General features: G+C 65.0%; 25 protein-coding genes. 13 read left to right on the top strand and 12 right to left on the bottom strand.

What is annotated here, in order from left to right:
• The first annotated feature begins 324 nt into the window (after positions 1-324).
• The gene (locus HU720_RS02365; RefSeq protein ID WP_186516978.1) at positions 325-996 is read left to right on the top strand and encodes a hypothetical protein; all 672 of its coding nucleotides are present in this window, start codon (positions 325-327) and stop codon (positions 994-996) included.
• 103 nt (positions 997-1,099) lie between these two features.
• On the top strand, positions 1,100-2,707 hold the full coding sequence (locus tag HU720_RS02360) for an NAD(P)/FAD-dependent oxidoreductase (protein ID WP_186516976.1): 1,608 nt from the start codon (positions 1,100-1,102) through the stop codon (positions 2,705-2,707).
• A gap of 79 nt (positions 2,708-2,786) precedes the next feature.
• On the opposite strand, the gene HU720_RS02355 is transcribed toward HU720_RS02360, so the two are convergent.
• Positions 2,787-3,251 carry a glycine zipper 2TM domain-containing protein gene (locus HU720_RS02355; protein ID WP_186516974.1) on the bottom strand — a complete coding sequence of 155 codons (465 nt, stop codon included), beginning with the start codon at positions 3,249-3,251 and terminating at the stop codon, positions 2,787-2,789.
• Positions 3,252-3,400: 149 nt separating this feature from the next.
• Between HU720_RS02355 and HU720_RS02350 the strand changes: the two genes are divergently transcribed.
• Positions 3,401-3,631 carry a hypothetical protein gene (locus HU720_RS02350; RefSeq protein ID WP_186516972.1) on the top strand — a complete coding sequence of 77 codons (231 nt, stop codon included), beginning with the start codon at positions 3,401-3,403 and terminating at the stop codon, positions 3,629-3,631.
• 30 nt (positions 3,632-3,661) lie between these two features.
• Here the strand turns inward: HU720_RS02350 and pdxH are convergent, their stop codons facing one another.
• The 5 genes from pdxH to dinG all read right to left on the bottom strand — a co-directional run bounded on the left by pdxH (position 3,662) and on the right by dinG (position 11,163).
• A complete protein-coding gene (gene pdxH, locus HU720_RS02345; RefSeq protein WP_186516970.1) occupies positions 3,662-4,309 on the bottom strand; it encodes a pyridoxamine 5'-phosphate oxidase in 648 nt (215 codons plus the stop codon).
• Between the two features lie 19 nt (positions 4,310-4,328).
• Positions 4,329-5,339: an OmpA family protein gene (locus tag HU720_RS02340; RefSeq protein WP_186516968.1), complete on the bottom strand. Its 1,011-nt coding sequence runs from the start codon at positions 5,337-5,339 to the stop codon at positions 4,329-4,331.
• Between the two features lie 99 nt (positions 5,340-5,438).
• Positions 5,439-6,584, bottom strand: coding sequence for a serine hydrolase (locus HU720_RS02335; protein ID WP_186516966.1), 1,146 nt, complete (start codon positions 6,582-6,584; stop codon positions 5,439-5,441).
• Between the two features lie 124 nt (positions 6,585-6,708).
• Positions 6,709-8,937: a beta-galactosidase gene (locus HU720_RS02330; RefSeq protein ID WP_186516964.1), complete on the bottom strand. Its 2,229-nt coding sequence runs from the start codon at positions 8,935-8,937 to the stop codon at positions 6,709-6,711.
• 81 nt (positions 8,938-9,018) lie between these two features.
• Entirely contained in the window at positions 9,019-11,163 is a 2,145-nt protein-coding gene (gene dinG / locus HU720_RS02325; protein ID WP_186516962.1) for an ATP-dependent DNA helicase DinG, read from the bottom strand.
• A 97-nt stretch (positions 11,164-11,260) separates the two neighbouring features.
• Between dinG and HU720_RS02320 the strand changes: the two genes are divergently transcribed.
• Positions 11,261-11,725 carry a CopD family protein gene (locus tag HU720_RS02320; protein ID WP_186516960.1) on the top strand — a complete coding sequence of 155 codons (465 nt, stop codon included), beginning with the start codon at positions 11,261-11,263 and terminating at the stop codon, positions 11,723-11,725.
• Between the two features lie 251 nt (positions 11,726-11,976).
• Here HU720_RS02320 and HU720_RS02315 read toward each other — a convergent pair whose 3' ends face one another.
• From HU720_RS02315 to HU720_RS02300, 4 genes are all read right to left on the bottom strand, one after another.
• Entirely contained in the window at positions 11,977-12,735 is a 759-nt protein-coding gene (locus HU720_RS02315) for a collagen-like protein (protein ID WP_186516958.1), read from the bottom strand.
• Positions 12,728-13,003, bottom strand: coding sequence for a DUF1145 domain-containing protein (locus HU720_RS02310; RefSeq protein ID WP_186516956.1), 276 nt, complete (start codon positions 13,001-13,003; stop codon positions 12,728-12,730). The genes HU720_RS02315 and HU720_RS02310 overlap by 8 nt, the downstream gene beginning before the upstream one ends.
• Positions 13,004-13,104: 101 nt before the next feature.
• Entirely contained in the window at positions 13,105-13,827 is a 723-nt protein-coding gene (locus HU720_RS02305; protein WP_186516954.1) for an OmpA family protein, read from the bottom strand.
• An 89-nt stretch (positions 13,828-13,916) separates the two neighbouring features.
• Positions 13,917-14,609, bottom strand: a complete 693-nt coding sequence (locus HU720_RS02300) for an OmpA family protein (protein WP_186516952.1) — start codon at positions 14,607-14,609, stop codon at positions 13,917-13,919.
• A gap of 148 nt (positions 14,610-14,757) precedes the next feature.
• On the opposite strand from HU720_RS02300, the gene HU720_RS02295 reads away from it, so the two are divergent.
• The 9 genes from HU720_RS02295 (at position 14,758) to pdeM (ending at position 25,733) form a co-directional block, all read left to right on the top strand.
• Positions 14,758-15,252 carry a DUF6231 family protein gene (locus tag HU720_RS02295; RefSeq protein ID WP_186516950.1) on the top strand — a complete coding sequence of 165 codons (495 nt, stop codon included), beginning with the start codon at positions 14,758-14,760 and terminating at the stop codon, positions 15,250-15,252.
• Between the two features lie 4 nt (positions 15,253-15,256).
• Entirely contained in the window at positions 15,257-15,733 is a 477-nt protein-coding gene (locus tag HU720_RS02290) for a YchJ family protein (protein WP_186516949.1), read from the top strand.
• A 64-nt stretch (positions 15,734-15,797) separates the two neighbouring features.
• Positions 15,798-16,007: an SEC-C metal-binding domain-containing protein gene (locus HU720_RS02285; RefSeq protein ID WP_186516948.1), complete on the top strand. Its 210-nt coding sequence runs from the start codon at positions 15,798-15,800 to the stop codon at positions 16,005-16,007.
• Positions 16,008-16,163: 156 nt separating this feature from the next.
• Positions 16,164-18,599: a penicillin acylase family protein gene (locus HU720_RS02280; protein ID WP_186516947.1), complete on the top strand. Its 2,436-nt coding sequence runs from the start codon at positions 16,164-16,166 to the stop codon at positions 18,597-18,599.
• A gap of 120 nt (positions 18,600-18,719) precedes the next feature.
• Entirely contained in the window at positions 18,720-19,736 is a 1,017-nt protein-coding gene (locus tag HU720_RS02275) for a ligase-associated DNA damage response exonuclease (RefSeq protein WP_186516946.1), read from the top strand.
• Positions 19,733-21,385 (top strand): ATP-dependent DNA ligase, encoded by a 1,653-nt coding sequence (locus tag HU720_RS02270; protein ID WP_186516945.1) that lies wholly within the window; start codon positions 19,733-19,735, stop codon positions 21,383-21,385. The genes HU720_RS02275 and HU720_RS02270 overlap by 4 nt, the downstream gene beginning before the upstream one ends.
• A gap of 69 nt (positions 21,386-21,454) precedes the next feature.
• Positions 21,455-22,570 carry a succinylglutamate desuccinylase/aspartoacylase family protein gene (locus HU720_RS02265; protein WP_186516944.1) on the top strand — a complete coding sequence of 372 codons (1,116 nt, stop codon included), beginning with the start codon at positions 21,455-21,457 and terminating at the stop codon, positions 22,568-22,570.
• Between the two features lie 66 nt (positions 22,571-22,636).
• A complete protein-coding gene (locus HU720_RS02260; protein WP_186516943.1) occupies positions 22,637-25,084 on the top strand; it encodes a ligase-associated DNA damage response DEXH box helicase in 2,448 nt (815 codons plus the stop codon).
• Positions 25,077-25,733: a ligase-associated DNA damage response endonuclease PdeM gene (gene pdeM, locus HU720_RS02255; protein ID WP_186516941.1), complete on the top strand. Its 657-nt coding sequence runs from the start codon at positions 25,077-25,079 to the stop codon at positions 25,731-25,733. The genes HU720_RS02260 and pdeM overlap by 8 nt, the downstream gene beginning before the upstream one ends.
• Here the strand turns inward: pdeM and HU720_RS02250 are convergent, their stop codons facing one another.
• Together HU720_RS02250 and dcd are read right to left on the bottom strand one after the other, a co-directional pair.
• Entirely contained in the window at positions 25,734-25,940 is a 207-nt protein-coding gene (locus tag HU720_RS02250; protein ID WP_186516939.1) for a hypothetical protein, read from the bottom strand.
• A gap of 99 nt (positions 25,941-26,039) precedes the next feature.
• Positions 26,040-26,606 (bottom strand): dCTP deaminase, encoded by a 567-nt coding sequence (gene dcd / locus HU720_RS02245; protein WP_003258001.1) that lies wholly within the window; start codon positions 26,604-26,606, stop codon positions 26,040-26,042.
• Positions 26,607-26,829 lie beyond the last annotated feature (223 nt).

The following is a 26,829-nucleotide window of genomic DNA, read 5'->3' as shown; positions in this document are numbered from 1 at the left end:
GCGCAGCAGCCCTGAAAACCCAAGGGGCTGCTGCGCAGCCCAACGCGGGACAAGCCCGCTCGCCACAAGGAGATATGGCTGGCGAAAACAAGGTTGTACAAAACCATAGAGTCTCCCACAGAGCCCCCTCTCAGCCACAATGTTGAGATCTGGCCAAGATACCTGTGGGAGCTGGCGACAGCCTGCGATGAGGCCAGCACGGGCCTGCACAGAACTGGGCTCCAAAACTCGGCTGGCGGGCTTGCCCCGCGATAAGCCCTTGTGATCCCACTGCACCCTCAGTAACGTGGCGCCTCTTTTGTACAGTTTCCCGGAGCCCGCCCAATGCGCCTCACCCCCCTGCTGCTCACTGCCCTGCTGCCGCTGTTCGCCGGCTGCCAGATGCTCGCCGAGAAACCCGCAGACCCAAACCTGGGCACCACGCGCATGCAAGGTGAACTGAGCGCAGCCGGCGGCCACCTGCTGTTCAAACCCTGCACTGAAGCACGCCAGTTCGTGATCAAAGACGCAGGCGGCACCGCCATCCTTCAAGAAGCCGCAAACCTCGCCAAATCCCCCGGCGACAAACTGTTCGCCGACCTGCGTGGGCGCCTGGCCGGCAGCAAGCAGGCCGGCAGCGACGGCCAGGTCGACGTGACCCGCCTGTACCGCCTGGAACCCACTACCCGCAGCTGCGAAGACCCCAACTTCAAACAGCTCACCCTGCGCGCCGACGGCCAGCACCCCGCCTGGGACATCAAGGCCAGCGGCAAAGGCATGGTGCTCAACCGTGAAGGCCAGGCGCCACTGCCGTTGCCGTTTCTGGAAGAACAAATGCCCGGCGGTGGCCTGAGCCTGTCCAGCGAAGCCAATGGCCAGCGGGTTGAGCTGTGGGTTGCCCCGCAGCGCTGCGTCGACCCGGTAACCGGTGCCATTCGCCACCTCAAGGCAGAGCTGCGCATCGACGGCAAGAGCGTACAAGGCTGCGCCTACTACGGCGGTGCACGCGACCTCTGACCACTGGGCGGTTTTATCCTGCCAGTCGGGGCGGCGAACAGCTTATACTTGGCGGTTTGTGTAAAGCCGCCGGCCGCCCATGGCCGGGATACTGGACCCTGCCATGCTACGAATCACTGAACTGAAGCTGCCCCTGGACCATACCGACGACGACCTGCGCCAAGCCATCGTCGCGCGCCTGGGCATCCTTGATGAGCAACTGCTCAGCTTCACCCTGTTCAAACGCAGCTACGATGCGCGCAAGAAAAACAGCGAGCTGCTGTTCATCTACACCATCGACCTGCACGCCAGCAACGAAGAAGAACTGCTGCGCAAGCACGCCGATGACACCAAGATCAGCGTCGCCCCAGACGTCACCTACAAGTTCGTCGGCCATGCAAGCGACACCGCCCAGGCCCGCCCCATCGTGGTCGGCTTCGGGCCGTGCGGCATCTTCGCCGGCCTGCTGTTGGCGCAAATGGGCTTCAAGCCGATCGTGCTCGAACGCGGCAAGGAAGTGCGCCAGCGCACCAAGGACACCTGGGGCCTGTGGCGCAAAAGCGAGCTCAACCCCGAGTCCAACGTGCAGTTTGGCGAAGGCGGCGCCGGCACCTTCTCCGACGGCAAGCTGTACAGCCAGATCAAGGACCCGCAGCACCACGGCCGCAAGGTGCTCGAAGAGTTCGTCAAAGCCGGCGCGCCGGACGAGATCCTGTACATCAACAAGCCGCACATCGGCACCTTCCGCCTGACCAGCATGGTCGAGAAGATGCGCGAAGAAATCATCAACCTGGGCGGCGAAGTGCGCTTCCAGGAAAAAGTCACCGACCTGCTCACCGAGGGCGAGCAACTGACCGGTGTGGTGCTGGAGAGCGGCGAACAACTGCACTCACGCCATGTGGTGCTGGCCCTGGGCCACAGCGCCCGCGATACCTTCCGCATGCTCCACGCCAAGGGCGTGTTCATGGAAGCCAAGCCGTTCTCGGTTGGGTTCCGTATCGAGCACCCGCAGTCGCTGATCGACAAGGCGCGCCTGGGCAAATACGCAGGCCACCCGAAACTGGGAGCTGCCGACTACAAACTGGTGTATCACGCCAAGAACGGCCGCTCGGTGTACAGTTTCTGCATGTGCCCAGGCGGCACCGTGGTCGCCGCCACCAGCGAGCCGGGCCGCGTCGTCACCAACGGCATGAGCCAGTATTCGCGCAACGAGCGCAATGCCAACTCGGGCATCGTCGTGGGTATCGACCCCGAGCGCGATTACCCGGGCAGCCCGCTGGCCGGCATCGAGCTGCAAGAGCGCCTCGAAGCCCACGCCTATGTGATGGGTGGCAGCAATTACCACGCCCCCGCGCAACTGGTCGGTGACTTTGTCGCCGGGCGCCCTTCCAAGGCCCTTGGCAGCGTCGACCCCTCCTACAAGCCGGGCGTCACCCTGGTCGACCTGGCCGAAGCCCTGCCGGCGTTTGCCATCGAGGCCATCCGCGAGGCACTGCCGGCCTTCGACCGCCAGATCAAAGGCTACAACCTGCATGACGCGGTGCTCACCGGCATCGAGACGCGCACCTCCTCGCCACTGCGCATTACCCGTGGCGACGACTACCAGAGCCTTAACCTCAAGGGGCTGTTCCCGGCAGGTGAAGGCGCAGGCTACGCGGGCGGCATTCTGTCGGCGGGTGTCGACGGCATCCGCATCGCCGAAGCAGTCGCGCGGGACATGCTCGGGCTGTAAGCCTGCATACGGCGATAGCGTCCAATAAAAAACCCCGAATCGGCCAGGCCGGTTCGGGGTTTTGTTTTTACGGCTGCAGTCAGTGGCTGACGCGGCTGGTGCCATCCACGGTCATGATGCGCACGCGCTCGCCGACCCGGAAGATTTCGTTCTGCTGCACCTGCTGCACATAAGCACGCATGCTGCCGTCATCTTCACGGACAGTAATTTCCACACCCTGGGTGCGGGTCAGGCCTTCTTCAGCCGCGGAACCGGCCAGGCCACCGGCAACCGCACCGATCACCGCAGCCACGATGCTGCCACGGCCGCCACCAACTGCCGAACCGGCCACACCACCGACAATGGCGCCAGCGCCACCGCCAATTGGGGTCTTGGTGCCCTCGATTTTCACGGGGCGCAAGGATTCGATGGTACCCATACGCACGGTCTGCACGCGGCGGGCCTCATCACGGGAGTAGCTGTCGCCGGTCAGCGACGACTGGCAGCCGCCCAGCAGCAGGGCCATGGTGGTGAAGCTCGCCACCAGCAAAACGGATTTACGCATGAGGACAATCTCCAAAAGACAGGTGACTATTAGACTCTGCACCATGACCGGTGTCACGGCGCAACGATGACAAATTTGTTCTCATTCAGCTCGGGTACAGCCAAACAGCGGCTGCAGACCGGACTCAACAGGTTGGACCAAGGATAGTCATGGATTACTTCATCGTTGTCGTGGCCACAGTGGCTGGCCTGTATTTCCACGGTTGGCTGTACGTGCGCATGCGCCGTTGGATGGACCGCGATCTGGCCTTGTCGATGGCCGGCAGCGACCCCGCGCGGCGCGAGCACATGCTGCAATTGCTGCAGCGGGCGCAGCGGGAGAAGGTAAAACGCAAGGACCTGCCAGCCTGGCTGCAACGCGAAGCGGCAAGACAACCGTAGACAGGGGCCGCGTTACGGCCCCCTTGGGCATTACGGCGCCAGGCGCTCGCGCTGCCATTGCCCCTCTACCAGGCGGTAGTTGAGGCGATCATGCAGACGGCTGGCGCGGCCCTGCCAGAACTCGATGCGCTCGGGCAGCAAACGGTAGCCTCCCCAGTGTTCCGGGCAATGCGGCTGGGTGTCGGTGAAGCGCGCCTCGGTGGCCTTGACCAGCCCTTCGAGTTCTTCCCGATCAGCAATGACCTGGCTCTGCGGCGAAGCCCAGGCCCCCAGGCGGCTGCCCAGTGGACGCACCTGGTAATAGTCGTCCGACTCCTTGGCCGTGACCTTCTCCACCCGCCCCTCGATACGCACCTGGCGTTCCAGCGCCGGCCAGAAGAACGTCATGGCGGCAAACGGGTTGGCCGCCAGATGCTGGCCCTTGGCACTGGTGTAGTTGGTAAAGAAGGTGAACCCACGCGCATCCAGGGCCTTGAGCAACAGCACCCGGCAATGTGGGCGACCCTCGGCGTCGACGGTCGCCAGGGTCATGGCGTTGGCCTCCACCGGCAACTGCTCGGTTTTCACCGCATCAGCGAACCAGTGATGGAACAAGGCGAACGGCTCCCCCGGAGCCTGGGCTTCGGCCAGGCCATCACGGGTGTAGTCGCGGCGCATATCGGCCAGGGTTTGGGTCATTGCTGCGGTTCCTTGACGATCAGTTGGTCTTCGCAGGGCTATTGGCGGCAACTTTCTTGTCGGTGGTTGCCTTTTTTGCGGCAGGCTTGGCTGCTGCAGGTGCTTTCTTGGCGGCAGCGGTGGCCTTGGCTGGCGCCTTGGCCTTGGCTACGGTTTTTTTCGCAGCAGGTTTTGCTGCAGCCTTGGCGGCCGGTTTGGCAGCGGGCTTGGCCGCAGGTTTAGCGGCAGCGGCGGCCGGCGCCTTGGCGTCCTGCGTGGCAACCATCGCGGCTGGCTGAGGCGCCTGGGCAGGTTGTTGGTACTTGGCCAGCAGGGCAACCATGGTGTCCTGCGGCGTCAGCAGCAGCTCGACACGGCGGTTCAAGGCCCGGCCGGCAGCGCTGTCGTTGGCCGCACGTGGCATGACCGAGCCCATGCCCTTGAGCATCAGGCGGTCACGTTTCAGGCCGCTAAGACGGAAGATCGCCGAGACCGAGGCTGCGCGCTCCAGGCTGAGCTTCTGGTTGGCAGCCGTGGCGCCACTGCTGTCGGCATGGCCGAGAATCAGAATGGCGGTCTTGTTGTCGGTCTCGATGGCCTTGGCCACCTGGGTAATCGGGCCGAGGGTCAGTGGCAGCAGCATGTTCGGGCGGTCAGGGTTGTAGGCCCCGTCCACCGGGATGGTCACCGCCAGCACATCTTCACGGCGCTCCAGCTCGAACTTGCTGCCCTTGATGGCCTCGCGCACTTTAGGTTCGTACTGGTCGAGCCAGGCCTGGGTGGCCTTGTGGTCGATTTTCGGCACGGCAGCGGCTTGCGCCTTGCTGTCGTCACCGCCAAACGGCCACCACCAACGGCTGCCGCTTTCTGATTTGGCATCGGCCTTGGCCACGTTCTCGGTAACAGCGCCCTTCACTTCCTTGTCGGCGACTGCGTCCGAACCAAATGGCCACCAGCTCAGGCCGCTGTCTTTGGACGCGTCCTGCGAATGGCTGGCGCAGCCGGTCATGGCCAGGCACAGCGCGAGTGCTAAGGTTTTATGTGAAGACATCAGCGATACACCATGAAATAGAAGGATATTTTGCCCACACGGGTGAGGCGTTGGCATTGAGGATAGTCAAAGGCCGCAGGCAATACCCGCGTTACCCGATCAAAGGCAGGTGCCCAACACCCGCACCAGTTGTTGCGCGCGCGGGTCCATCAGCACATAAGGGCCGAGGGTATTGGTGACAAAGCCAAAAGCCACGTCGTGCTCCGGGTCGGCAAAGCCAACCGAGCCGCCTGCCCCCGGGTGGCCGAAGGCACGGGCGCCAAGGCCGAAGGTGGCATTGGCCACCGTGGGCTGGTCGAGCATGCAGCCCAGGCCGAAGCGCGTCTGGGTGAGCAAGGTGCGGTCCTGGCCCAGGCTGTGTTCACGGGTCAGCTCATCCAGTAGTTCGGATTCGAGCAAGCTGCCATCAAGCAGCCCGGCATAAAAACCGGCCAGGCTACGGGCGTTGCCGTGCCCGTTGGCCGCAGGCTGCTGCATGCGCCGCCATTCAGGCTTGTTGGTACTGGTAAGAATTGCCGGCGGGTTGGTAAAGGCGCGCGTCGACAACGCCTCGGGCTCACGCATCGTCACCTGCAGCAGGCGCTGGGCAGCGGCATCGCCGGCATTGCCCTTGCCACGGGCAATATGCGCCACCCGGTGGAACTCTTCATCGGCAAGGCCAACATGGAAGTCCAGGCCCAGCGGCCTGGCGGTGCGGGCGACAATCGAATCACCAGGGCCACGACCGTCGGCGCGGCGAATCAGCTCACCGATCAGCCAGCCATAGGTGATGGCGGCGTAACCGTGTTCGCTGCCGGGCGTCCACCAGGGTGCTTCGGCGGCCAAGGCATCGACCATGCCCTGCCAGTCGTAAAGCATCTCGGCGGGCAGCAGTTGGCGGATGGCCGGCAGGCCGGCGCGATGGCTGAGCAACTGGCGCAGGGTGATGCTGCCCTTGTCGGCCTGGGTAAACTCGGGCCAGTAACGCGCTACCGGTGCATCCAGCGCCAGCTTGCCTTCCCCGACCAGTTGCAGGGCGGTGACGGCCGTGAACGTCTTGGTGCAGGAGAACAGGTTGGCAATGGTATCGCTGTGCCACGCCTGCTGGCCGTCCTTGTCGGCGGTGCCGGCCCACAGGTCGACAACGGTCTCGCCGCCGACCTGGATGCACAGCGCAGCGCCACGCTCCTGGGGATCCTCGAACAACGCGGCGAAGGCATCGCGCACCGCCTCGAACTTCAGCTCATAGTGACCCTGGATCTGCACCCGCTACCTCTCCGTACGACCTGACTGGCAAAGGCGTGCATTGTTTCAGTAGTTGGGCGGTTTGCCTACTGGATGGCCCTCGATAAAGCCGCGGAATCGCCCACTCCTGCCCCGCCCGACCCGCTTACTGCGCCGGTTTCTGCAACACGGTGCGCAACTGACCAACGGCTTGCAGGTTGCTCTTTCGCACGGCTTCGACGAAGCCCGGGTAGGCCACATCGGTGATGGCCACAAGCCCAAGGTGGCCGTTTTCGCCGTCGAGCAACCGGCCGCTGGCCGGCTGGTCGAGGTACTGGAACCAGTGCGCCCCGACAATCATGGGCTGGGCCAACGCCGCCTTGAGGAAGTTGCCGTACGCAGGGCCCCGCTCCTCTTCCCGCGCAACTTCGACCGGACCTGGCCAGAACGGGCCGCGATCACGCGAACCGAACTGAAACTCCGATACCAGCACCGGCTTGTCCAACTCGGCCAGGCGCTCGAAATCGTAACCGTCCTGCGGTTTGAGGGTATAGAAGTTGAAGCTCAGCACGTCACAGTAACGCGCGCAGGCCTTGACCGCTTCCGGCGTACTCTGCGCAAAGCGCCCGCCCAGCAGCAGGTGGTTGGGCGCGTGCCAGTTGAGGGCATCGGCGATGGTCTTGAAGTAGGTTTCAGCGAATACCTGCTGGAAGTACTGGTAGTCACGCTCGATTTCCGGGTGTTCCGGGTTGGGCAGTGGCGCCTCGAAGCCTGGGTCTTCCATCAACTCCCAGGCACTGAGCTCGATGCCCCAAGCTTTGGAAAGGCCGTCCTGGTTGCGGTACTTGTCGCGCAACTGTTTAAGGAAGGCGCGCTTGGCCGGCACGTCGGTGGTCAGGCGCAAGGTGCCGAACGCCAGGCCATAGCGGGCTTTGGGGTCTGCACCCGGCGCAGCCCAGGCCAGTTCGTTGTCGGCAAAATAACCAATCAGCCAAGGGTCATCGCGGTGGTCGCGTGCGGCAATGGCCACGGCGCGTTCGGTGGCCATGGCAAAGCGCGGGTCGAACGGGTCGGGCATGCGCCCCCACCAGTCCATGCCGGTGCTGATGCTGGCGTAGTCGCCAACGATCGACAGTGGCAGCGTGTAGGGCATGCGCTGGGCGTGTTCAAACGACGGGTCGCTCCAATTGCCCAAGGTGTTGAAACCCCACGCCTGCAAGCGGTCGAGGGTATGCGCCTGCCAGCGCGCGGCATCGAATGCCAGTGGCGGGCATGGGGCAGCCTGGGCATCGGCCTGGCACGGTTTGGCATAGGTGCGCTGCAGATTGGCACTGTAGAAGTCGAACCAGCGCCCCTGCTTGAAGTGGCGGCCCTGAGAGGACGTGTTGCCATCGTCGTTATTGCCCTGGCCATAAAAAGCAGCCAGCGCCTGGCCCTCGCCTGGCAGGTTTTTGAACATGCCCTCACGGCCCTGAACATAGGTGCGCCCGCCGTCTGGCGCAACGGCATTGACCCCAAGCGAATAGAACGGGTGGCCGTCCGGTGTCACCAGGTACCAGCGCCCGTCACGTTTTTCGGTACGGAAGAACCCTTTGGCATCGAACGCGGGGCCTGCCTGCACACCGCCGTATGGGTCCAGGCCGAGCTTGTCGCGTTCGGCCAGCCAGGCCTTGAGCTGCGGCTGCTCACGCAGGCTGGCAGCCTTGAGCTGCTCGTCGCTGCTGACCTTTTCTGGCCAGTTGCCGCGTGTCGACTGGCCAAAGCCGTCGATCAGCTCGCTGTAGGCAGCCTTGAATGCAAGGTCATCGTCTTGCAGGCCTACGCGCTCGATCAGCAGGCTCTGGGCAACATTCGGGTTGGGGATGCTCAGGCTCACCGAGGTGACCTGCTTGAGGTCCACTTCACCCTTGCTGCTGGCCAGCAGCAGGCGCTCGCCGCCGTGGCTCCAAGGCATCGGCGGGCCGGCGCGCATGCCCTGGCTTAGCGGCGACCGGGCGACCAGCGGAACCATTACCGTCTGCGCCGGGCCGGCCGGCAGGTCGACGCGGCTGGTCAGCGTGCGGCCATCGCTACCCTGAACGGTGACATCTACCGTCAGCGCCCAATCCATGCCGCTTTGCAGGCGCAGGGTGAGGAACTGCCCGGCCGACCAGTCCCACGCGCCGCTTGGCGGCGCCAGGCGCAGCGTCGGCTGGGCCACGGGGTTGAATACCACCCGCCGCAGCACCTCGCCTTCGGCGGTTTGCTCTGCGTTGTACTGCGGCATCCCGGCGTCCTGGGTGGTGACGTTCACCACCGAGGCAGGGCGCACGAAACTGAACAGTGTCTGTTGCCCGGCGAGCAACGGCGCGCTGAACAACAGGGTAAGCATGGCAGGTAGGGTGCGACGGATCATGGGGCGGTAGCTCTCCTTCTGAACCCTCATGGGTTCGCAACTCAGTCATGGACAGCACGCCGGTGCGTCTTGCTCCGGCGGTCAGCTGATTTCGCGCCGGAACGGCGGAAGTGCATTGAGAATAGCCTTGCCGTAGCGCTGGGTGACCAGGCGCCGGTCGAGCAAGGTGATGACACCACGGTCCTGCTCGGTACGCAGCAGGCGGCCGCAGGCCTGGATCAGGCGCAGCGAAGCGTCAGGTACGGCGATTTCCATGAACGGGTTGCCGCCACGGGCCTCGATCCACTCGGCCAGCGCAGCCTCGACCGGATCATCGGGCACCGCGAAGGGGATCTTGGCGATAACCACGTGTTCACAGTAGGCACCCGGCAAGTCGACACCTTCGGCGAAGCTTGCCAGGCCGAACAGCACGCTGTGCTGGCCATCGTCGACCCGCGCCTTGTGCTTGTTCAGGGTTTCCTGCTTGGACAGGTTGCCCTGGATCAGCACCAGCTTGCGCCAGTCGCGGTCCAGGCCGTCGAATACATCCTGCATCTGCTTGCGCGAAGAGAACAGGATCAGCGCGCCGCGAGCACCCTCGACAATGCCAGGTAGCTCGCGAATGATCGCCGCGGTATGCGCCGTGGCATCGCGCGGGTCGGCACCCAGGTCCGGCACCCGCAGCACGCCTGCGTCATCGTGCACGAACGGGCTGGGTACCACGCACTGCACCGCATCACGCGGCAGCCCCGAACGCATGCGGAAGCGGTCGAACTTGCCCAGCGCGGTCAGCGTGGCCGAAGTGACCAGCGCGCCGAAGGCGACATTCCACAGATTGCGCCGCAGCATCTCGGCAGCCAGGATGGGGCTGGCGTTGACCTCGATATCGAACAACGCGCCGGTTTCGGCCAGGGTCAACCAGCGCGCCATCGGCGGGCTGTCTTCCGGGTCTTCGGCGGTGAAGGCGGTCCATAGCTCCCAGTTGCCCTGGGCGCGGGTGACCAGGCTGCCGAACAGCGGGTACCACTCTTCGGCCTGGTGGCTGGCGATGCCAATGCTGCTTTCGCCGTCCATGCCTTCCTTGAGCAGGTCGGCCAGACGGGTGAACAGGTCGTTGAGGCGGGCAAAGCCTTTTTTCAGCTCGATGCCGACTTCGCGGATTTGCTCGGGCACCACACCGCCTTCGAAACGGTAGCGCGGCCGGTCACGGCCTTCCATGTCTTCGCCGGCACGGAAATCGGCCACCTGCTCGCACAGGGTGAACATGAACTGCTGCTGGGTGCGCACTTCACGCGCAAGCTCCGGCACCTGTTCGATGTAGCGGCCAAGGTCGCCCGGCAGCGGGTGCTGGGCCAACAGCTTGGTCAGGTTCTTGGCGGTTTGCTCAAGCCAGTCGGAGGTGGAGCGCAGGCGAGAGTAATGGGCGAAGTGGCCGATGGCCTTGTCGGGCAGGTGATGGCCTTCGTCGAATACGTACATGGTGTCACGCGGGTCGGGCAGCACCGCGCCGCCACCCAGTGCAAGGTCGGCCAGCACCATGTCGTGGTTGGTGACGATGACATCGACCTTGCCCATGCCTTCACGTGCCTTGTAGAACACGCACTGCTGGAAGTTCGGGCAATGGCGGCCGGTGCACTGGCCGTGGTCAGTGGTCAGGCGCGCCCAGTCCTGGTCTTCGATGTTTTCCGACCAACTGTCGCGGTCGCCGTCCCAGCGGTTGCCCGCGAGCTTTTCGATCATGCTGTTGAACAGCTTCTGGCTGCGCTCATCGACTTCGATATGGAAGCCTTCTTCTTCGAACAGCTGCGCGGTGGCCGACTGGGCGTGGCCTTCTTGCAGCAGCACGTCGAGCTTGGACAGGCACAGATAGCGCCCACGGCCCTTGGCCAGCGCAAAGCTGAAATTCAGCCCACTGTTGCGCATGAGGTCGGGCAGGTCCTTGAACACGATCTGCTCTTGCAGGGCCACGGTTGCGGTGGCAATCACCAGGCGCTTGCCTGCGGCCTTGGCGGCGGCAATGGCGGCCAGGCTGTAGGCGACGGTCTTGCCGGTACCAGTGCCGGCCTCGACCGCTACCACGGCGGGTTCGCCTGCACGGCGGCCTTCGTCGTCGGTGGCAATGTCACCGAGCACCTTGGCGACTTCGGCGATCATCAGGCGCTGGCCATAGCGCGGCTTGAGGCTTTTGGCTTCGAGGAAACGCGAGTAGGCGCCCTGGATGGTGGCTTTGAGTTCGGTACTGATCATGGTCTGCGGACGCCCGAAGGGCTGGATATATTTTCAGTGTTTCGCATGGGGGGCTATCATACCCGGCTATTGCCCTTTGTGCCGAATGGAGATCCGGATGGTTGCCTTTGCCCTGCCCTATACACTGCATGTTCTGGCTGCCCTGATTTGGGTCGGCGGGATGTTCTTCGCCTGGCTGGTGCTGCGCCCGGCAATGGTTTCAGCGCTTGAGGGGCCGGCGCGGCTGCGGTTGTGGGTGGAAGTTTTCCGACGCTTTTTCGGATGGGTCTGGCTTGCTGTGGTGGTGCTGGCAGTGAGTGGGGTGGGCATGATTCACCTGCGCTTCGTCGGCTTCGAGACGGCACCGCGGTATGTTCAGGTGATGATCGGCGGTGGGATCGTGATGTTCGCCTTGTTCATGCGGGTACAGGCGTTGCTGCTGCCTGAGCTGCGCGCGGCTGTGCAGGCAGAGGATTGGGCTGCGGGGGCCGGGGTGCTGGCGCGGATTCGACGGATGGTGGGGGTTAATCTGCTGATCGGGGTTGGGGTTGTGGCGGTTGCCAGTTCGCGGCTTTGGGTTTGATCTAGCTGACGATCTCTGCCCCCTAACGCCAGCAACATGAACCAAAAGCCGCACGAGGTAGGAGCGGCCTTGTGCCGCGAAAGGGCTGCGAAGCGGCCCCAGCGATATTAGCGTGGTGCACAAATCCTGGGGGCGCTCCGCCCCCCTTTCGCGACACAAGGCCGCTCCTACACTGACCGGGTAAAACGGCGCCGATATCGCGGCTGGGCGCGGCCCCACGGTCGCGTTTACTCCACAAGCCCCAGCCGGCCTCAAAGCCGCTGCAGAATCAGCTCCCCAGCAGCCCCAGCCAGCCCAGGCTCACCCGCCTGACCGGGCCGCCCATTGGCTCCGGCGGCCGTGCGATAAACCAGGCAGCCTTTACTCGCCCCACCTTTACCCGGCACACCGGCAGCGCCACCTTGCCCCGGCGCCCCGCCATCGACTCGCACTTCAACCCGTTCGCGCGCAAACCCTTGAGGCAGCGCCAGCCGCACTCGCCCGCCAGCCGCCCCGTCGTGCCCATTGCCGCCGTTATCAGCGTTGGCACCCCGGCTGGCCTGGCCCCAAGTACAGCCACCGGCCTTGCCATTGGCGCCATCCAGCCCAACGTAACCCGGCGCACCCGCACCGCCGCGCGCATCGATTACCAAGCGTTCAGCTTCCAGCGCTTCAAGGCGGATATCCAGGTCCCGGCCCGGACGCGCAGCGCGCTCGTAACTGCCCGGCGCGCCAGGAGCGCTGAACTCGCTGCCCGCGCCAAGCGCTGCGCTGCCCGCCACGATGCTCAAGCCCGCAGCGGCAGGGGCAATGGCAATGCGCGCATCACGGCCAAGCTCAAGGTGGTCGATCTTTAAATCAGTCAGCGTGGCCGGCAACAGCAAAGTGGCAGAATCGGCCACCCGTAGCTGCTCCAGGTGCACGCTTGCAGCCTTGTTGGGCAAGCGCAGCATCGAATGGGCAGCCACTTCCAGGCTCTCGGCCTGGGCCATCGGCGTGGCCAGGGCAGCCAGCAACATCAGTTTACGCACGGCGCGACGCCTCTTCGGGTTTGGGGATGGACATGACATGGAAGATACCGGTCAGCAGGATCTGCAACCGGTCGAACCAGCGGTGGCTGCGCCCGCGCAAGCTTGCGTTGAAGCACAGCACTTCAAGCACATGCAGGCCAAGCAGGCAAATGCCAGCAGCGTTGATCAGCAGGTTGAGCGGCAGCGGCTGCGGGATCAACAGATTGACCAGCACCACCCACCAGAACACCACGGTCAGGAACTTGCCCAAGCCCAGGATGAACTTCATGCCCTCGCCCCCACTGACATTATTGTTGTGCCGGCAAGGCCCGCCGAGCGGGCCATGTCGACAACAGTACCCCCGTTGCAAGGGCGCGCGCCAGAGGGTGTTCAGTTAAGGTGCAGTTCCACCCGTCGGTTCTGCGCACGGCCCTCGTCGGTGTCGTTGTCAGCCACCGGTTCGCTCTCGCCACGCCCCTGGCTGGTCACCTTCTGCGGCGCCAGCCCCTGGCTGATAAGGTACTCGGCCACGCTGCTGGCACGGCGCTCGGACAGCCCCTGATTGTAGGCATCGGAGCCGACACTGTCGGTATGGCCGATCACCTTGACGCTCACAACGCTGGGGTCGTTGAGCTTGGGCAGCAGGCTTTGCAGGCGCTGCTGCGCGCCGGTATTGAGCTCAGCGGAATTGAAGGCGAACAGCACCTGGCCCTGGTCGTCGAGGGTAATCACTTGCGCGGTGGCGGCTACAGGCTCGGGCTGGGTCTGTGCCGGCGGATATTGCGGCACTGGGCACCCCATGTGGTTCACCGGGGTTCCGGCCGGGGTGTCGGGGCAACGGTCGCGGCGGTCGAATACACCGTCATCGTCCTGGTCGCCGTCCTGGGCATAGCAGACAAGGCCACCGACGATCGCCCCCGCGGCGCCAGCACCGGCCGCCCAACTGGAACTCTCGATAGCCCCGAGGCCGCCGCCGACCAGCCCGCCAAGCAGGCTGCACAGTGGCCAGGTCCGTTGATTGAGGGGTGCGCTGCCATCGCTGTGGGTGGCGCAGCCGCCCAACAGGCCAGTCACCACCAGTAGCGGCAGCGCCGCCTTCGACATGACATTCATGATCGATGCTCCTGTGTCACCGGCCACTACCGGTCACACAGGAGTAAAGACGCGCCCGCGCCACTTCTCAAGGCGCGCACGCACTGCGCTCAACGCTGGATCTTGATCTCGGTACGGCGGTTCATGGCGCGGCCGTCGGCGGTTGCGTTGTCAGCCACCGGCTGGGTTTCACCGGCACCGACCACCGAAACGAAGCTACTGCGCGACACGCCGCTCTGCACCAGATAATCCGTTACCGAATGGGCACGGCGCTCGGACAGTTTCTGGTTGTACGCATCGGAGCCGACGCTGTCGGTATGCCCACTGACGCTCAGGCGCGCGCTCGGTGCTTCTTGCTTGAGGCGCGTGGCGATGGTGTTGAGGCGGTCCTTGTCGGTGGCCGTCAGGCGCGCCGAGTCGAACTCGAAGTGCACATCGCGGATGACGATGACTTCCTCCTTCTGCACCACCACTTCTTCCTGCACCACAGGCGCTGCCGGCGGGCAACCGTTGGCATCGACCTGCACCCCGCGCGGGGTGCCAGGGCACTTGTCGCGACTGTCCGGCACACCATCGCCGTCCTCGTCGCCGTCACCATTGGCCCAGCAGTAGCCAGCCGCCAGGCCACCGCCGAGCAAGGCGCCCCAACCAGCCCAGCTGGAGCTTTCGATGGCGCCCAGGGCCGCGCCGCCCACGCCCCCGACGGCAGCACACTTCGGCCAGTCGGTTTTTTGCAAACCTGCACAACCAGTCAACACACTGGTGAGCAGAACCAGGGGTATCGCTGTGCGTACTATGCTCATCTTGTTGCTTCTCCTAGGGGGGAATCGGTGCAAAACCGATGCTCTGGGAGTAAAGACCGCTGTTTCACGATGTGCCAGCAATAAGCCACGCCTCTTTGCCTGCGCGCTCCAGGCCGCTAGTCTTGAGCGACCTGAACGAGGAATGGCAATGACCGACGCTGTCTCACTCCGCACGCCGCAGCAAGCGCTGGCCGCCCTGCTCGAACGCTTTGCCCCGCGCACCTTGCTGCTGGTGGGCACGCGCTTCCCGGCACTGGACGCCTTTGCCAAGGCCCACCCGCAGACGCACATCGAGGTGGCCGCGCCCGGCCCGCTGCCGGCGCCGCTGGCAGCACAACGCTTCGAGCTGGCGCTGCTGGTGGATTGCCTGGAGCACTTGCCCAAGCGCCAGGGCCTGGAGCTGCTCGGTGGCATCCGCAACCTCAATGCCAGCCGCGTCGCGGTACTGGCCGACCTCGCCGCCTGCGGCTGGCACGACACCGACTTTTTCTCGCTGGCGCTGTCGGCAAGCGAAAAATTCACCCGCGACGAACAGGTGCTGAGCCTGTTCACCTATGATCTGCACGACTACAAACAGGTCCCGGACTGGCTCAACGCCAGGTTCTGGGCCAACCCTGAAAACTTCGGCAAGTACTGGTGGTGATTCAATGAGTGTCTCGGTCTGCCCGTGCGGCAGTGGCAACCTGCTCGATGCCTGCTGCGGGCATTATCATGCCGGCACCCCGGCACCGGACGCGCAAGCCCTGATGCGCTCGCGCTACAGCGCCTATGTGCTGGGGCTGGTGGACTATCTGGTGGCAACCACGCTTGTGGCCCAGCAAAGCGGCCTGGACCGCGCGGCCATGGCTGCGTGGAGCGCCCAGAGCACCTGGCTTGGGCTTGAAGTAGAAAGCGCCGAGGTACTCGGCGGGCAACCCGAGCATGCCTTCGTGACCTTTACCGCGCGCTGGCACGATGCCGAGGGCGATCACCAGCAACGCGAGCGCTCAGCCTTCGTCCAGCACGGCGGGCGTTGGTATTTCATTGACCCGACGGTGGGCCTGAAGGCCGGGCGCAATGACCCCTGCCCCTGCGCCAGCGGCCAGAAGTTCAAGAAATGCTGCGCCAGCTATCTGGTCGGATGAGCCGCTGCACTTGGCGCGCAAGGGTGCGATAATCGCGCCCATATTCAACCGGAGTGACCCTGCAATGACCCAACAACCTCATGTTCATGGCCCTGACTGCAACCACGGCGATGACCATCACCACGACCACGACCATGACCACGGCCACGTGCACGGCCCGCACTGCAACCATGGCCACCAGGAGCCGGTGCGCAACGCCCTGAAGGACGTTGGCCGCAACGACCCATGCCCATGCGGCAGCGAGAAAAAATTCAAGAAGTGCCACGGGGCCTGAAGCAGCCACAAGGTTCGAGCGGCAAGCAGCAAGTGAGAGCGGGGTCGCCAACCCATCCGCTTTTGCTTGCCGCTTGCCGCTTTCAACTTGAAGCTTGCGGTTTGTCCCACTACCTTTAGCGCCTTTTCCCCGCCTCGCCCCGCAGGAGCCCCGTTCATGGCCGCCGCCGTCCTTCCCCCCTTCCGTCTCCGTTTCGGCGGTGCCGCCGCGCTGCTCGGCATGCTTGCGCTGGCCGGTTGCCAGATCGGCGGCCAAAAGGGCAGCGTTTTGCCTGGCAGCGGTGTGCAACCGCTCAAGGGCCTGGCGCAAAATGTCTCGGTACGGCGCAATGCCATGGGCGCACCGCTGATCGAGAGCAGCAACTTCCATGACGCGTTATTCAGCCTGGGCTACGTCCACGCCGGCGACCGCATTGGCCAGATGCTCACCATGCGTTTGCTGGCCCAGGGCCGCCTTGCCGAAATGGCAGGCCCCGATGCGCTGGAAATCGACCGCCTGATGCGCGCCGCCAACCTCAAGCAGAGCGCCGCCCAGCTGTATGCCGATGCCTCGCCACGGCTCAAGCGCTTCTTCGAAGTCTATGCCCGGGGCGTCAACGCCTACCTGTTCCGCTACCGCAACAACCTGCCGGCAGACATCGCCGCCAGCGGCTACCGCCCGGAATACTGGAAGCCCGAAGATTCGGCGCTGGTCTTCAGCCTGTATGCCTTCAGCCAGTCGGCCAACCTGCAGGAAGAACTCTCGGCCCTTACCCTGGCGCAGAAAGTCGGTGCCGACAAACTGGCCTGGCTGCTGCCAGTGGCCCCCGACGAGCCGCTGGCCCATGGCGAAACCGACAAGCTCAAAGGGGTCAACCTGGCCACCCAACTGCCGGGGCTGGCCTCGCTCGCAGCCGCCAGCCAGCAGCTCGCCGACCTTGGTCTGCTCGGTAGCCCAGGTTCCTCCAACCTGGCGCTTGGCCCGCAGCGCAGCCGCAGTGGCAAAAGCCTGCTGGCCAGCGACAGCCGCGCCAGCTGGGCGCTGAGCCCGGTGCAGATCCACACCGGCAAGTACCAGGTGGCGGGCCTTTCGCTGCCCGGCCTGCCGATTGTGCTGGCCGGTTTCAACGGCAAGCTGGCCTGGAGCGCCAGCGCCGTCATGGCCGACAACCAGGACTTGTTCCTTGAACAGGTGCGCCGCCAAGGCAACCAACTGAGCTACCTGGCCGACGGCAAATGGCAGCCGGCCCGGGGCCGCAACGAGACCTTCCTGGTCCGTGGCCAGCGCCCGCAGCGCGAGGTGATGTACGACACCCGCCACGGCACCCTGCTGCCGGGCCACGGCAGCCTGGGCCTGGCGCTGCACGTGCCACAGCTCAAAGGCGACCGCAGCCTGGATGCGTTGTTCGACCTGACCCGCGCCAGCAACATCGAGCGCGCCTTCGACAGCACCCGTGAAGTGGGCGCTGCGGCGCTGAACTTCGTGTTCGCCGAGCCAAGCCATATCGGCTGGCAGGTCAGTGGCCGCTACCCCAACCGCCGTGACGGCCAAGGCTTGCTGCCCTCACCGGGTTGGGACGGGCGCTATGACTGGGATGGCTACGCCGACGCCATGCTTCACCCCTACGACCAGGACCCGACCACAGGCTTCATCAGCCACGCCAACCAGCGCAGCCTGCCCAAGGGTTATGGCATGCAATTGTCGAGCACCTGGTACTACCCCGAGCGCGCCGAGCGCCTGGCCGAGCTTGCCGGCAATGGCCGCCATGACAGCCGCAGCCTGATGGCCCTGCAGAACGATCAGGTGACGTTGCTGGCCGCCAAGCTCAAGCAGATGTTCGACGCCCCTGGCATGGCCCAGCCACTCAAGCAGGCCATCGACGCCTTGCCGGCCGCCCAGCGTGACAAAGCCCGTGACGCACTGGCCCGGCTCAAGGCGTTCGACGGTCGCCTGAGCCCGGTGTCGGCCGATGCTGCGCTGTACGAACTGTTCTTGCAGGAAGTCACCCGCCAGACCTTCCTCGACGAACTGGGCCCCGCGTCTGGCGCCGCGTGGCAGGCCTTCGTCAGCAATGCGCAGTTGTCCTACTCAGCCCAGGCCGACCACTTGCTGGGCCGCGAAGACAGCCCGTTCTGGGATGATCGCAACACCCCGCAGAAAGAAGACAAGCCCGCCATCCTGGCGCGCAGCCTGGCCGCAGCCATCGACACCGGCACCGCGCAACTGGGCGCCGACCGCCGCGCCTGGCAGTGGGGCAAGTTGCACCAGTACCGCTGGCCCGCTGCCAGCTACCAAGGCTTGGGCGATACCCAGACCCGCGCGCCGCTGGCTGCAGGCGGAGACTTCAGCACACTGGCGCTCACCCCGTACGCCTGGGGCAACAACTTCGACACACGCCTGCCGAACTCGGCACGCATGGTCGTCGACTTCGGCCAGGCAGAACCCCTGCAGGTGCTGACCAGCAGCGGGCAGTCCGGCAACCCCGCCAGCCGCCATTACGGCGACGGGCTGGATGCGTGGTTCAAAGGCCGCTTCATGAGCCTGCCCGTGCAGCCACAGAACTTTGGCCGGGCGTATGGCAGCCAACGCTTGACCTTGGTGCCTGGCAAGTAATCAGGCGCAGCACAATGAACCCTGTCGCGAGCGACTGCCTCGCGGCAGGCAACTAAATCCGAACTTTATTTCCCCGGCAGCGCTCCCACCTTGTAACACCCGCCACCGACGCCCCCGCTCATGGACCTCGTCATCGCCCGCCCCGAAGGCCTGTACTGCCCACCCGGCGATTTCTATATCGACCCCTGGCGGCCGGTGGATCGTGCGGTGATCACTCACGGTCACGGCGACCATTCGCGTTCCGGCAACCGCCACTACCTCACCGCCACGCCGGGCGCCGGCATTCTGCGTAGCCGGCTGGGCCAGGGCATCGACCTGCAAACCCTGCCCTACGGCGAACGCCTGTTGCACCATGGCGTGACCCTCAGCCTGCACCCGGCGGGCCATGTGCTGGGCTCGGCGCAGGTGCGCCTGGAATACCAGGGCCAGGTGTGGGTGGCCTCTGGCGACTACAAAGTCGAGCCCGATGGCACCTGCGCGGCGTTCGAGCCGGTGCGTTGCCATACGTTCATTACCGAGTCGACGTTCGGCCTGCCGATCTATCGCTGGCCGGCCCAGGCCGAGGTGTTTGCCGACATCAATGCCTGGTGGCGCGCCAACCGCGACCAGGGCAAGGCCAGCGTGCTGTTCTGCTACGCCTTCGGCAAAGCCCAACGCATTCTCCACGGGCTGGATGAGCACATCGGTCCGATCCTGGTGCATGGCTCGGTCGAGCCGCTGAACCGGGTCTACCGCGAAGCTGGCGTGTATCTGCCCGAAACACTGTATGTCGGCGACCTGCCGCGCAATGACCCGATGCTGCGCCAGGCCCTGGTGCTGGCACCTCCCTCGGCAGGCGGCAGCACATGGATGAAGCGCTTCGGCGACTACAGCGACGGCTTCGCCAGCGGCTGGATGCGCCTGCGCGGTGCGCGCAGGCGGCGCGGGGTCGACCGGGGTTTCATCCTTTCCGACCACGCTGACTGGCCGGGCCTGCTGTGGGCCATCAACGCAAGCGGCGCCGAGCGGGTGATGGTCACCCATGGCTCGGTCAACGTGCTGGTGCGCTACCTGAGCGAACAGGGCCTGGATGCTCGCGGGTTCGTCACCGAATACGGAGAAGAAGACGATGTGCCCGCCGCGCAGGCCGACGCATGAAGGCCTTCGCCGAGCTCTACCTGCGCCTGGATGCGACCACCTCCAGCAATGCCAAGCTGCAAGCGCTGCGCGACTACTTTGCCTCAGCGCCGGCAGGCGATGCGGCTTGGGCAGTGTACTTCCTGGCGGGCGGGCGGCCGCGCCAGCTGGTGCCCAGCCGCCTGCTGCGCGAACTTGCCACCGAGCAGGCCGGGCTGCCGGAATGGTTGTTCGAGGAAAGCTATCAAGCGGTAGGCGACCTCGCCGAGGCCATCTCGTTGCTGCTGCCGGAAAACCCGCATGGCACGGATGAGGGCTTGGCTATCTGGGTCGAACACCACCTGCTGCCCCTGCGTGGGCAGCCTGGCGAAGCGGTGCGCGAGCGCCTGCCGCAGCTTTGGTCAAAGCTCGACCGCCCAAGCCTGATGCTGTGCCTGAAACTGGTCACCGGAAGTTTCCGCGTCGGCGTGTCCAAGCTTCTGGTGACCCGCGCCCTCGCCCAGCTTGCCGGGCTTGACGCCAAACGCGTGGCCCAGCGCATGGTCGGCTATACCGACCTCAGCCACCGCCCGGTCGCCGCCAGCTACCTCAAGCTGGTAGCCCCGGAGTCGGACGACGAACACCAACAGCGCGGCGGCCAGCCGTACCCGTTTTTCCTCGCTCACGCCCTGCAACTGCCCGTCGAGCAGTTCGACAGCGCGCTCGGCGCGGTGCAGGACTGGCAGGTGGAATGGAAATGGGATGGCATCCGCGCCCAGGTGGTCAAGCGCGACGGCCAGCTATGGGTGTGGTCACGGGGTGAAGAACTGATCACCGAACGTTTCCCGGAGCTGCACAGACTGGCGGCCACGCTCCCCGACGGGGTGGTGATCGATGGTGAAATCCTGGTGTGGAAGCCCGGCGGCGACGGCATTGCCGTGCAGCCTTTTGCCTTGCTCCAGCAACGCCTTGGGCGCAAGACCCTGGGCAAGAAACTGCTGGCCGATGCGCCGGTCATGCTGCAAGCCTACGACCTGCTCGAATGGCAAGGCGAGGACTGGCGCAACCGCCCGCAGCACGAGCGTCGGCGCCAGCTGGAGCACCTGCTGGAACAGCACCCATTGGCGCCGCTGCTGCTCTCACCGCTGCTAACCGGCGACTCCTGGGCCGACCTCGCCCGCCAACGCGAGGCGTCGCGCAGCCTGGGGGTCGAAGGCTTGATGCTCAAGCAACGCGAGGCGCTGTATGGGGTGGGCCGCACCAAGGACATGGGCCTTTGGTGGAAGTGGAAAATCGACCCGTTCAGCGTCGATGCGGTGCTGATCTACGCCCAGCGCGGCCATGGCCGGCGGGCCAGCTTGTACAGCGACTACACCTTCGCGGTGTGGGACGGCCCACCGGGCGCGGCACAACGCACGCTGGTGCCCTTCGCCAAGGCATACTCCGGCCTGAGCGACGAAGAAATGCGCAAGGTCGATGCGGTGGTCCGCAAAACCACGATAGAGACCTTCGGCCCGGTGCGCAGCGTCACCCCGACCTTGGTGTTCGAACTGGGTTTCGAGGGTATTGCGCTGTCCAAGCGGCACAAAAGCGGAATCGCGGTGCGGTTCCCGCGCATGCTGCGCTGGCGGCATGACAAAACCGTCGAGCAGGCTGACGATCTGGCCACCCTGCAAGCACTGCTCGGCTGAACGTGCGCGGCACGCAAAGTTGTGCTTCTATCCTTGGGTCTTCTTATCCACGTTTGCCTCAGGCCGCCCATGCACCATTCGACCCACGATCTGCTGTCCCCTGTCCCCGGTATCACCCGCCAGTTGCACAGCTTCCATTTTGGCCCGCGCGATGGGGCCAAGGTCTATATTCAGGCTTCGCTGCATGCCGATGAGCTGCCAGGCATGTTGGTAGCCTGGCACCTCAAGCAGCGCCTGGCAGAGCTGGAGCAGCAAGACCGCCTGCGCCGCGAAGTGGTGCTGGTGCCGGTCGCCAACCCGGTGGGCCTGGAGCAGGTACTGCTGGATGCGCCGCTGGGCCGCTTCGAGCTGCAAAGCGGCGAGAACTTCAACCGCAAGTTCGTCGACCTGTCTGACAGCATCGGCGATCAGATCGAGCCGCACCTGACCCAGGATGCCGCGCACAACCTGGCGCTGATCCGCGAATACCTGCGCCGCGGCCTGGATGCGCACCCGGCGCGCACGCCACTGCAATCACAACGCCTGGTGCTGCAACGGCTGGCCTGCGATGCCGATATGGTGCTCGACCTGCACTGCGACTTCGAGGCTGTGGAACACCTGTACACCACCCCCGAAGCCTGGCCTCAAGTAGAGCCCCTGGCGCGCTACCTGGGTGTGCAGGCAAGCCTGCTGGCCACCGACTCCGGTGGGCAGTCGTTCGATGAATGTTTCAGTCTTGTGTGGTGGCAATTGCAGCAGCGTTTCGGCAAGCGCTTCCCGATCCCGCTGGGCAGCGTCGCGGTGACCATCGAGCTGCGCGGCCAGGGCGATGTCAGCCACGCGCTGGCCACCCAGGACTGCCAGGCGATCCTGGACTTTCTGACCCACAGCGGTGTAATCGAAGGCGAGCCTGCGCCACTGCCGGCCTTGCGCCGCCCGGCAACGCCATTGGCGGCGGTCGAGCAGGTGGCCGCGCCGCTGGGTGGGCTGCTGGTGTTTCACGCCAAGCCCGGCCAGTACCTGGAGGCCGGGCAACGGGTTGCCGAAGTGATCGACCCGCTCAGCGACCGTGTCACGCCGCTGCACACGCCGCAGGCAGGGCTGATGTATGCGCGCAGCCTGCGGCGCATGGCCACAGCCGGCATGGTGGTGGCCCACGTGGCGGGCGAGAAGGTCTGCCGCAGCGGTTATCTATTGGGCGCCTGATTCGGTTAAACCAAACGGCTTGGCGGGCGGTCAGTAGAGTCACAGACCTCGCAGGATTTCGCCCGCATGCCCGACCTCGCCAATGCATGGTTCGCCACCCGCGGCTGGAAGCCCTTTGCCTTCCAGCGGCAGGTGTGGGCAGCAGTGGGGCGCGGCGAGTCTGGCCTGCTGCACGCCAGCACCGGCACCGGCAAGACCTACGCGGTATGGCTGGCCGCCTTGCGCGCCTTTGCGCAAAACAGCGCCGGGCGCCAGCCGGCAGCGCTGCAAGTGCTGTGGATCACGCCCATGCGCGCCTTGGCCGCCGACACTGCGCGTGCCTTGCAGGCGCCGTTGGATGAGCTGCAACTGAACTGGAGCGTTGGCGTGCGCAGTGGTGACACTGGCAGCGCCGAACGTGCCCGCCAGGCTCGGCGCCTGCCCAGCGCGCTGATCACCACGCCCGAAAGCCTGACCCTGCTGCTGACCCGCGCCCAAGCCGAGAACGACTTTGCCAGCCTGCGCCTGGTGGTGGTCGATGAGTGGCACGAACTGTTGGGCAACAAGCGCGGCGTCCAGCTGCAACTGGCCTTGGCCCGGTTGCGCCGTTGGCAGCCGGGCTTGCTGGTATGGGGGCTATCGGCCACCTTGGGCAACCTTGACCACGCCATGCAGGTGCTGGTGCCTGAACACGGCTTGCTGGTGCGGGGCCGGCAGGACAAGCGCCTGGAGGTCGACACCTTGATCCCGGCCCAGCTTGAACGCTTCCCCTGGGCCGGGCATATGGGCCTGAAGATGCTTGCCCAGGTGGCCGATGAGCTGGAGCACAGCGCCAGCACCTTGGTGTTCACCAATACCCGCGCCCAAGCCGAGCTGTGGTACCAGGCGCTGCTCGACGCGCGCCCCGACTGGGCCGGGCAGATCGCCTTGCACCATGCCTCGCTCGCCCGCGAAACGCGTAACTGGGTGGAAGGTGCACTGAAAAAAGGTGAACTCAAAGCGGTGGTTTGCACCTCAAGCCTGGACCTTGGGGTGGATTTCCTGCCCGTCGAGCGCGTGCTGCAGATCGGCTCGGCCAAGGGCATCGCCCGGCTTACCCAGCGCGCCGGGCGTTCCGGGCATGCGCCGGGGCGCACCTCGCGTATCACCCTGGTGCCCACCCACAGCCTTGAGCTGGTCGAGGCCGCCGCCGCGCGCGAAGCCTTGGCAGCCGGGCGCATCGAGGCCAGGCGCTCGCCGCGCCTGTGCATGGATGTGCTGGTGCAACATGTGGTCAGCATGGCGCTGGGCAGCGGCATGCGGCCTGACGAACTGCTGGCTGAAGTCCGCAGTACCTGGGCCTACCGCGACCTGCGCGACAGCCACTGGCAATGGGCGCTGGCTTTTGTGCGCAACGGCGGCAGCTCGCTGGGCGCCTACCCCGACTACCAACGGGTCGAAGCACACCCTGACGGGATATGGCGGGTGGCCAGCGAGCGCCTGGCGCGCCGCCACCGCATGGGCATTGGCACCATCGTCAGCGAGGCCAGCGTACAGCTGAAATTCTGGAGCAAGGGCGGTGGCGGCAAGACCTTGGGCAGTGTCGAAGAGGCCTTCATCGCCCGCCTTCGCCCAGGCGACACGCTGATGTTCGGCGGGCGCGTGCTGGAGCTGGTCCGGGTCGAGAACATGACCGCCTATGTGCGCCGCAGCACCTCGCGCAAGGCCGCAGTGGCACGCTGGAATGGTGGGCGCATGCCGCTTTCCAGCGAGCTGGCCGACGCACTGGTCGAACAACTGGACGCCGCCGCCCACGGGCGCTTCAACAACCCCGAGCTGCGTGCGGTGCGCCCGCTCCTGGCGCTGCAGGCGCAGTGGTCTGCCGTGCCGACCACCACCACCCTGCTTGCCGAAACCCTGAACACTCGCCAAGGCTCGCACTTGTTTCTCTACCCCTTTGCCGGGCGCATGGCCAACCTGGGGTTGGCTAGCCTGATCGCCTGGCGGGTGAGCCGCGAGCAGCCGCTGTCGGTGTCGATTGCGGTGAGCGATTACGGCTTCGAGCTGCTCACCCCGAGCCGTATTGACTGGGCCGCGTGGCTACCAAGGGTATTGTCCGCCGAGCACTTGCTCGACGACGTATTGGCCAGCCTCAATGCTGGCGAAATGGCGCTGCGGCGCTTTCGGGAAATCGCGCAGATCTGCGGGTTGGTATTTGGCGGCTACCCGGCTGCGCAGAAAAGCATGCGTCAGATCCAGGCGTCCAGCGGGCTATTCTTCGAGGTGTTCCGCAAGCATGACCCGGATAACCTGCTGCTGGGCCAGGCCCGTGACGAGGTGCTGGCCGAAGAGCTGGAGATCGAGCGCCTGCGCTGGCAGCTGGAAAAAATGGCCGCTCGGCGCCTCGACCTACATGTGTTGAAGCGCCCAAGCCCGCTGGCGTTCACCTTGCTGGTCGAAGGCTTGCGCGAAACGATGAGCACCGAAAAACTGGCCGATCGCATCGCCAGAATGGTCGCAGAACTGGAACAGGCCGCAGGCACCGCGCATGGATGAACTGGCAATCGAATACGCAGGCGAAACGCTGCTGCTTTTGGCGGACAAAGCAATCTACTGGCCGCAGCAGCACACGCTGCTGGTGGCTGACCTGCATATCGGCAAGGCCGCAAGCTACCGCGCGCTGCATCAGCCCGTGCCGCGTGGCACCACTGAGGCAACCTTGGCTCGGCTCGACCAACTGCTGGCGCGATATGCATGCAACAGGCTCGTGGTGCTGGGGGATTTTCTGCACGCCAGAACCGCGCGCGCCGCCGGCACGTTGGCAGCGCTTGCAGCATGGCGTACACGGCATTGCGAGCTTGAGATCGTGCTGGTGCGTGGCAACCACGACCGGCATGCGGGCGACCCGCCCGTCGAGCTGGGTATCACCGTGCATGAGGAGCCTTGGCTGCTCGGCCCATTTGCGCTGTGCCACGAACCTGAGCCACACGCGAGCCATGCCGTACTGGCGGGCCATGTGCACCCTGCCTATGTGTTGCGCGGCCGCGCCCGACAGCGCCTACGCCTGCCGTGCTTCGTGATCGGCGCGCAGGTCGCGGTGCTGCCAGCATTCGGGGAATTCACCGGCGGCTGGAACGTGGCGCCGCAGGCGGGCACCCGTATGTTCCTGACCGGCGCCGACAGGGTCTGGCCGCTGACGCAATAGTCACGCAACGGGCGCGGGTGGCGGCTCATCCGGTAGGGTCGGCTCACCGGGTTCGACCGGCTGCGGTGTATCTGGCTCGGGCTGGTGCGGAACGCCACCGGCGTACAGAGCGGTTGGCGGATGCGCCAGCAATGTCCACGCCAGCAATCCGATCTGGTTGGGCTGCAGAACGGCCAGCTTGGCACTGATTGCGGGGTCAAGTTTCATTGGGCTACTCCTGACTAGAGCCGACGCACGTCATGTGCGTCAGGACTGTTCAATCGTTGGAGTGCGTTGCCAGCAAACAATTCCCCGCAACTGGTCGGCTCAGGTACGTGGCAGGGTGACACCACGCTGGCCCTGGTACTTGCCACCGCGATCCTTGTACGAAACTTCGCATTCTTCGTCGGACTGCAGGAACAGCATCTGCGCCACGCCCTCGTTGGCGTAGATCTTCGCCGGCAGGGTGGTGGTGTTGGAGAATTCCAGGGTCACGTGGCCTTCCCATTCAGGCTCGAGCGGGGTGACGTTGACGATGATGCCGCAACGCGCGTAGGTGCTCTTGCCCAGGCAGATGGTCAGCACATCACGCGGAATGCGGAAATACTCGACGGTGCGGGCCAGGGCGAACGAGTTGGGCGGAATGATGCACACGTCGCTTTTGATATCGACGAAGCTGCCAGCGTCGAAGTTCTTCGGGTCGACAGTGGCCGAGTTGATGTTGGTGAACACCTTGAATTCATCGGCGCAACGCACGTCGTAGCCGTAGCTCGAAACGCCGAACGAGATGACCCGGCTGTCCTGCTCGCCGCGCACCTGGCGCTCGACGAACGGTTCGATCATGCCGTGTTCCTGCGCCATGCGGCGAATCCACTTGTCCGATTTGATGCTCATGGCGGGGGGTGTCCTGAGAGTGCAAAGGTGAAAAAAAACGTGATGCACATCTTACCGGTCCCGGCGGCTGCGGCAAAGTCACATCCTCCACCTCGCTGCAATCCGCGTCAGACGTGGCCTCCAGCCACCGTCGATCCGATTTGCGACAAACATGGATTGGGTTATTGGCAGGCTCGGGAAAGTGGGTTAAGGTTACGCCCACTGTGCTGCACGCGACACCGAA

Source organism: Pseudomonas sp. SWRI51, assembly GCF_014268825.1.
Classification (GTDB): domain Bacteria; phylum Pseudomonadota; class Gammaproteobacteria; order Pseudomonadales; family Pseudomonadaceae; genus Aquipseudomonas; species Aquipseudomonas farsensis.
This window is presented reverse-complemented; position numbering and strand designations above follow the sequence as displayed.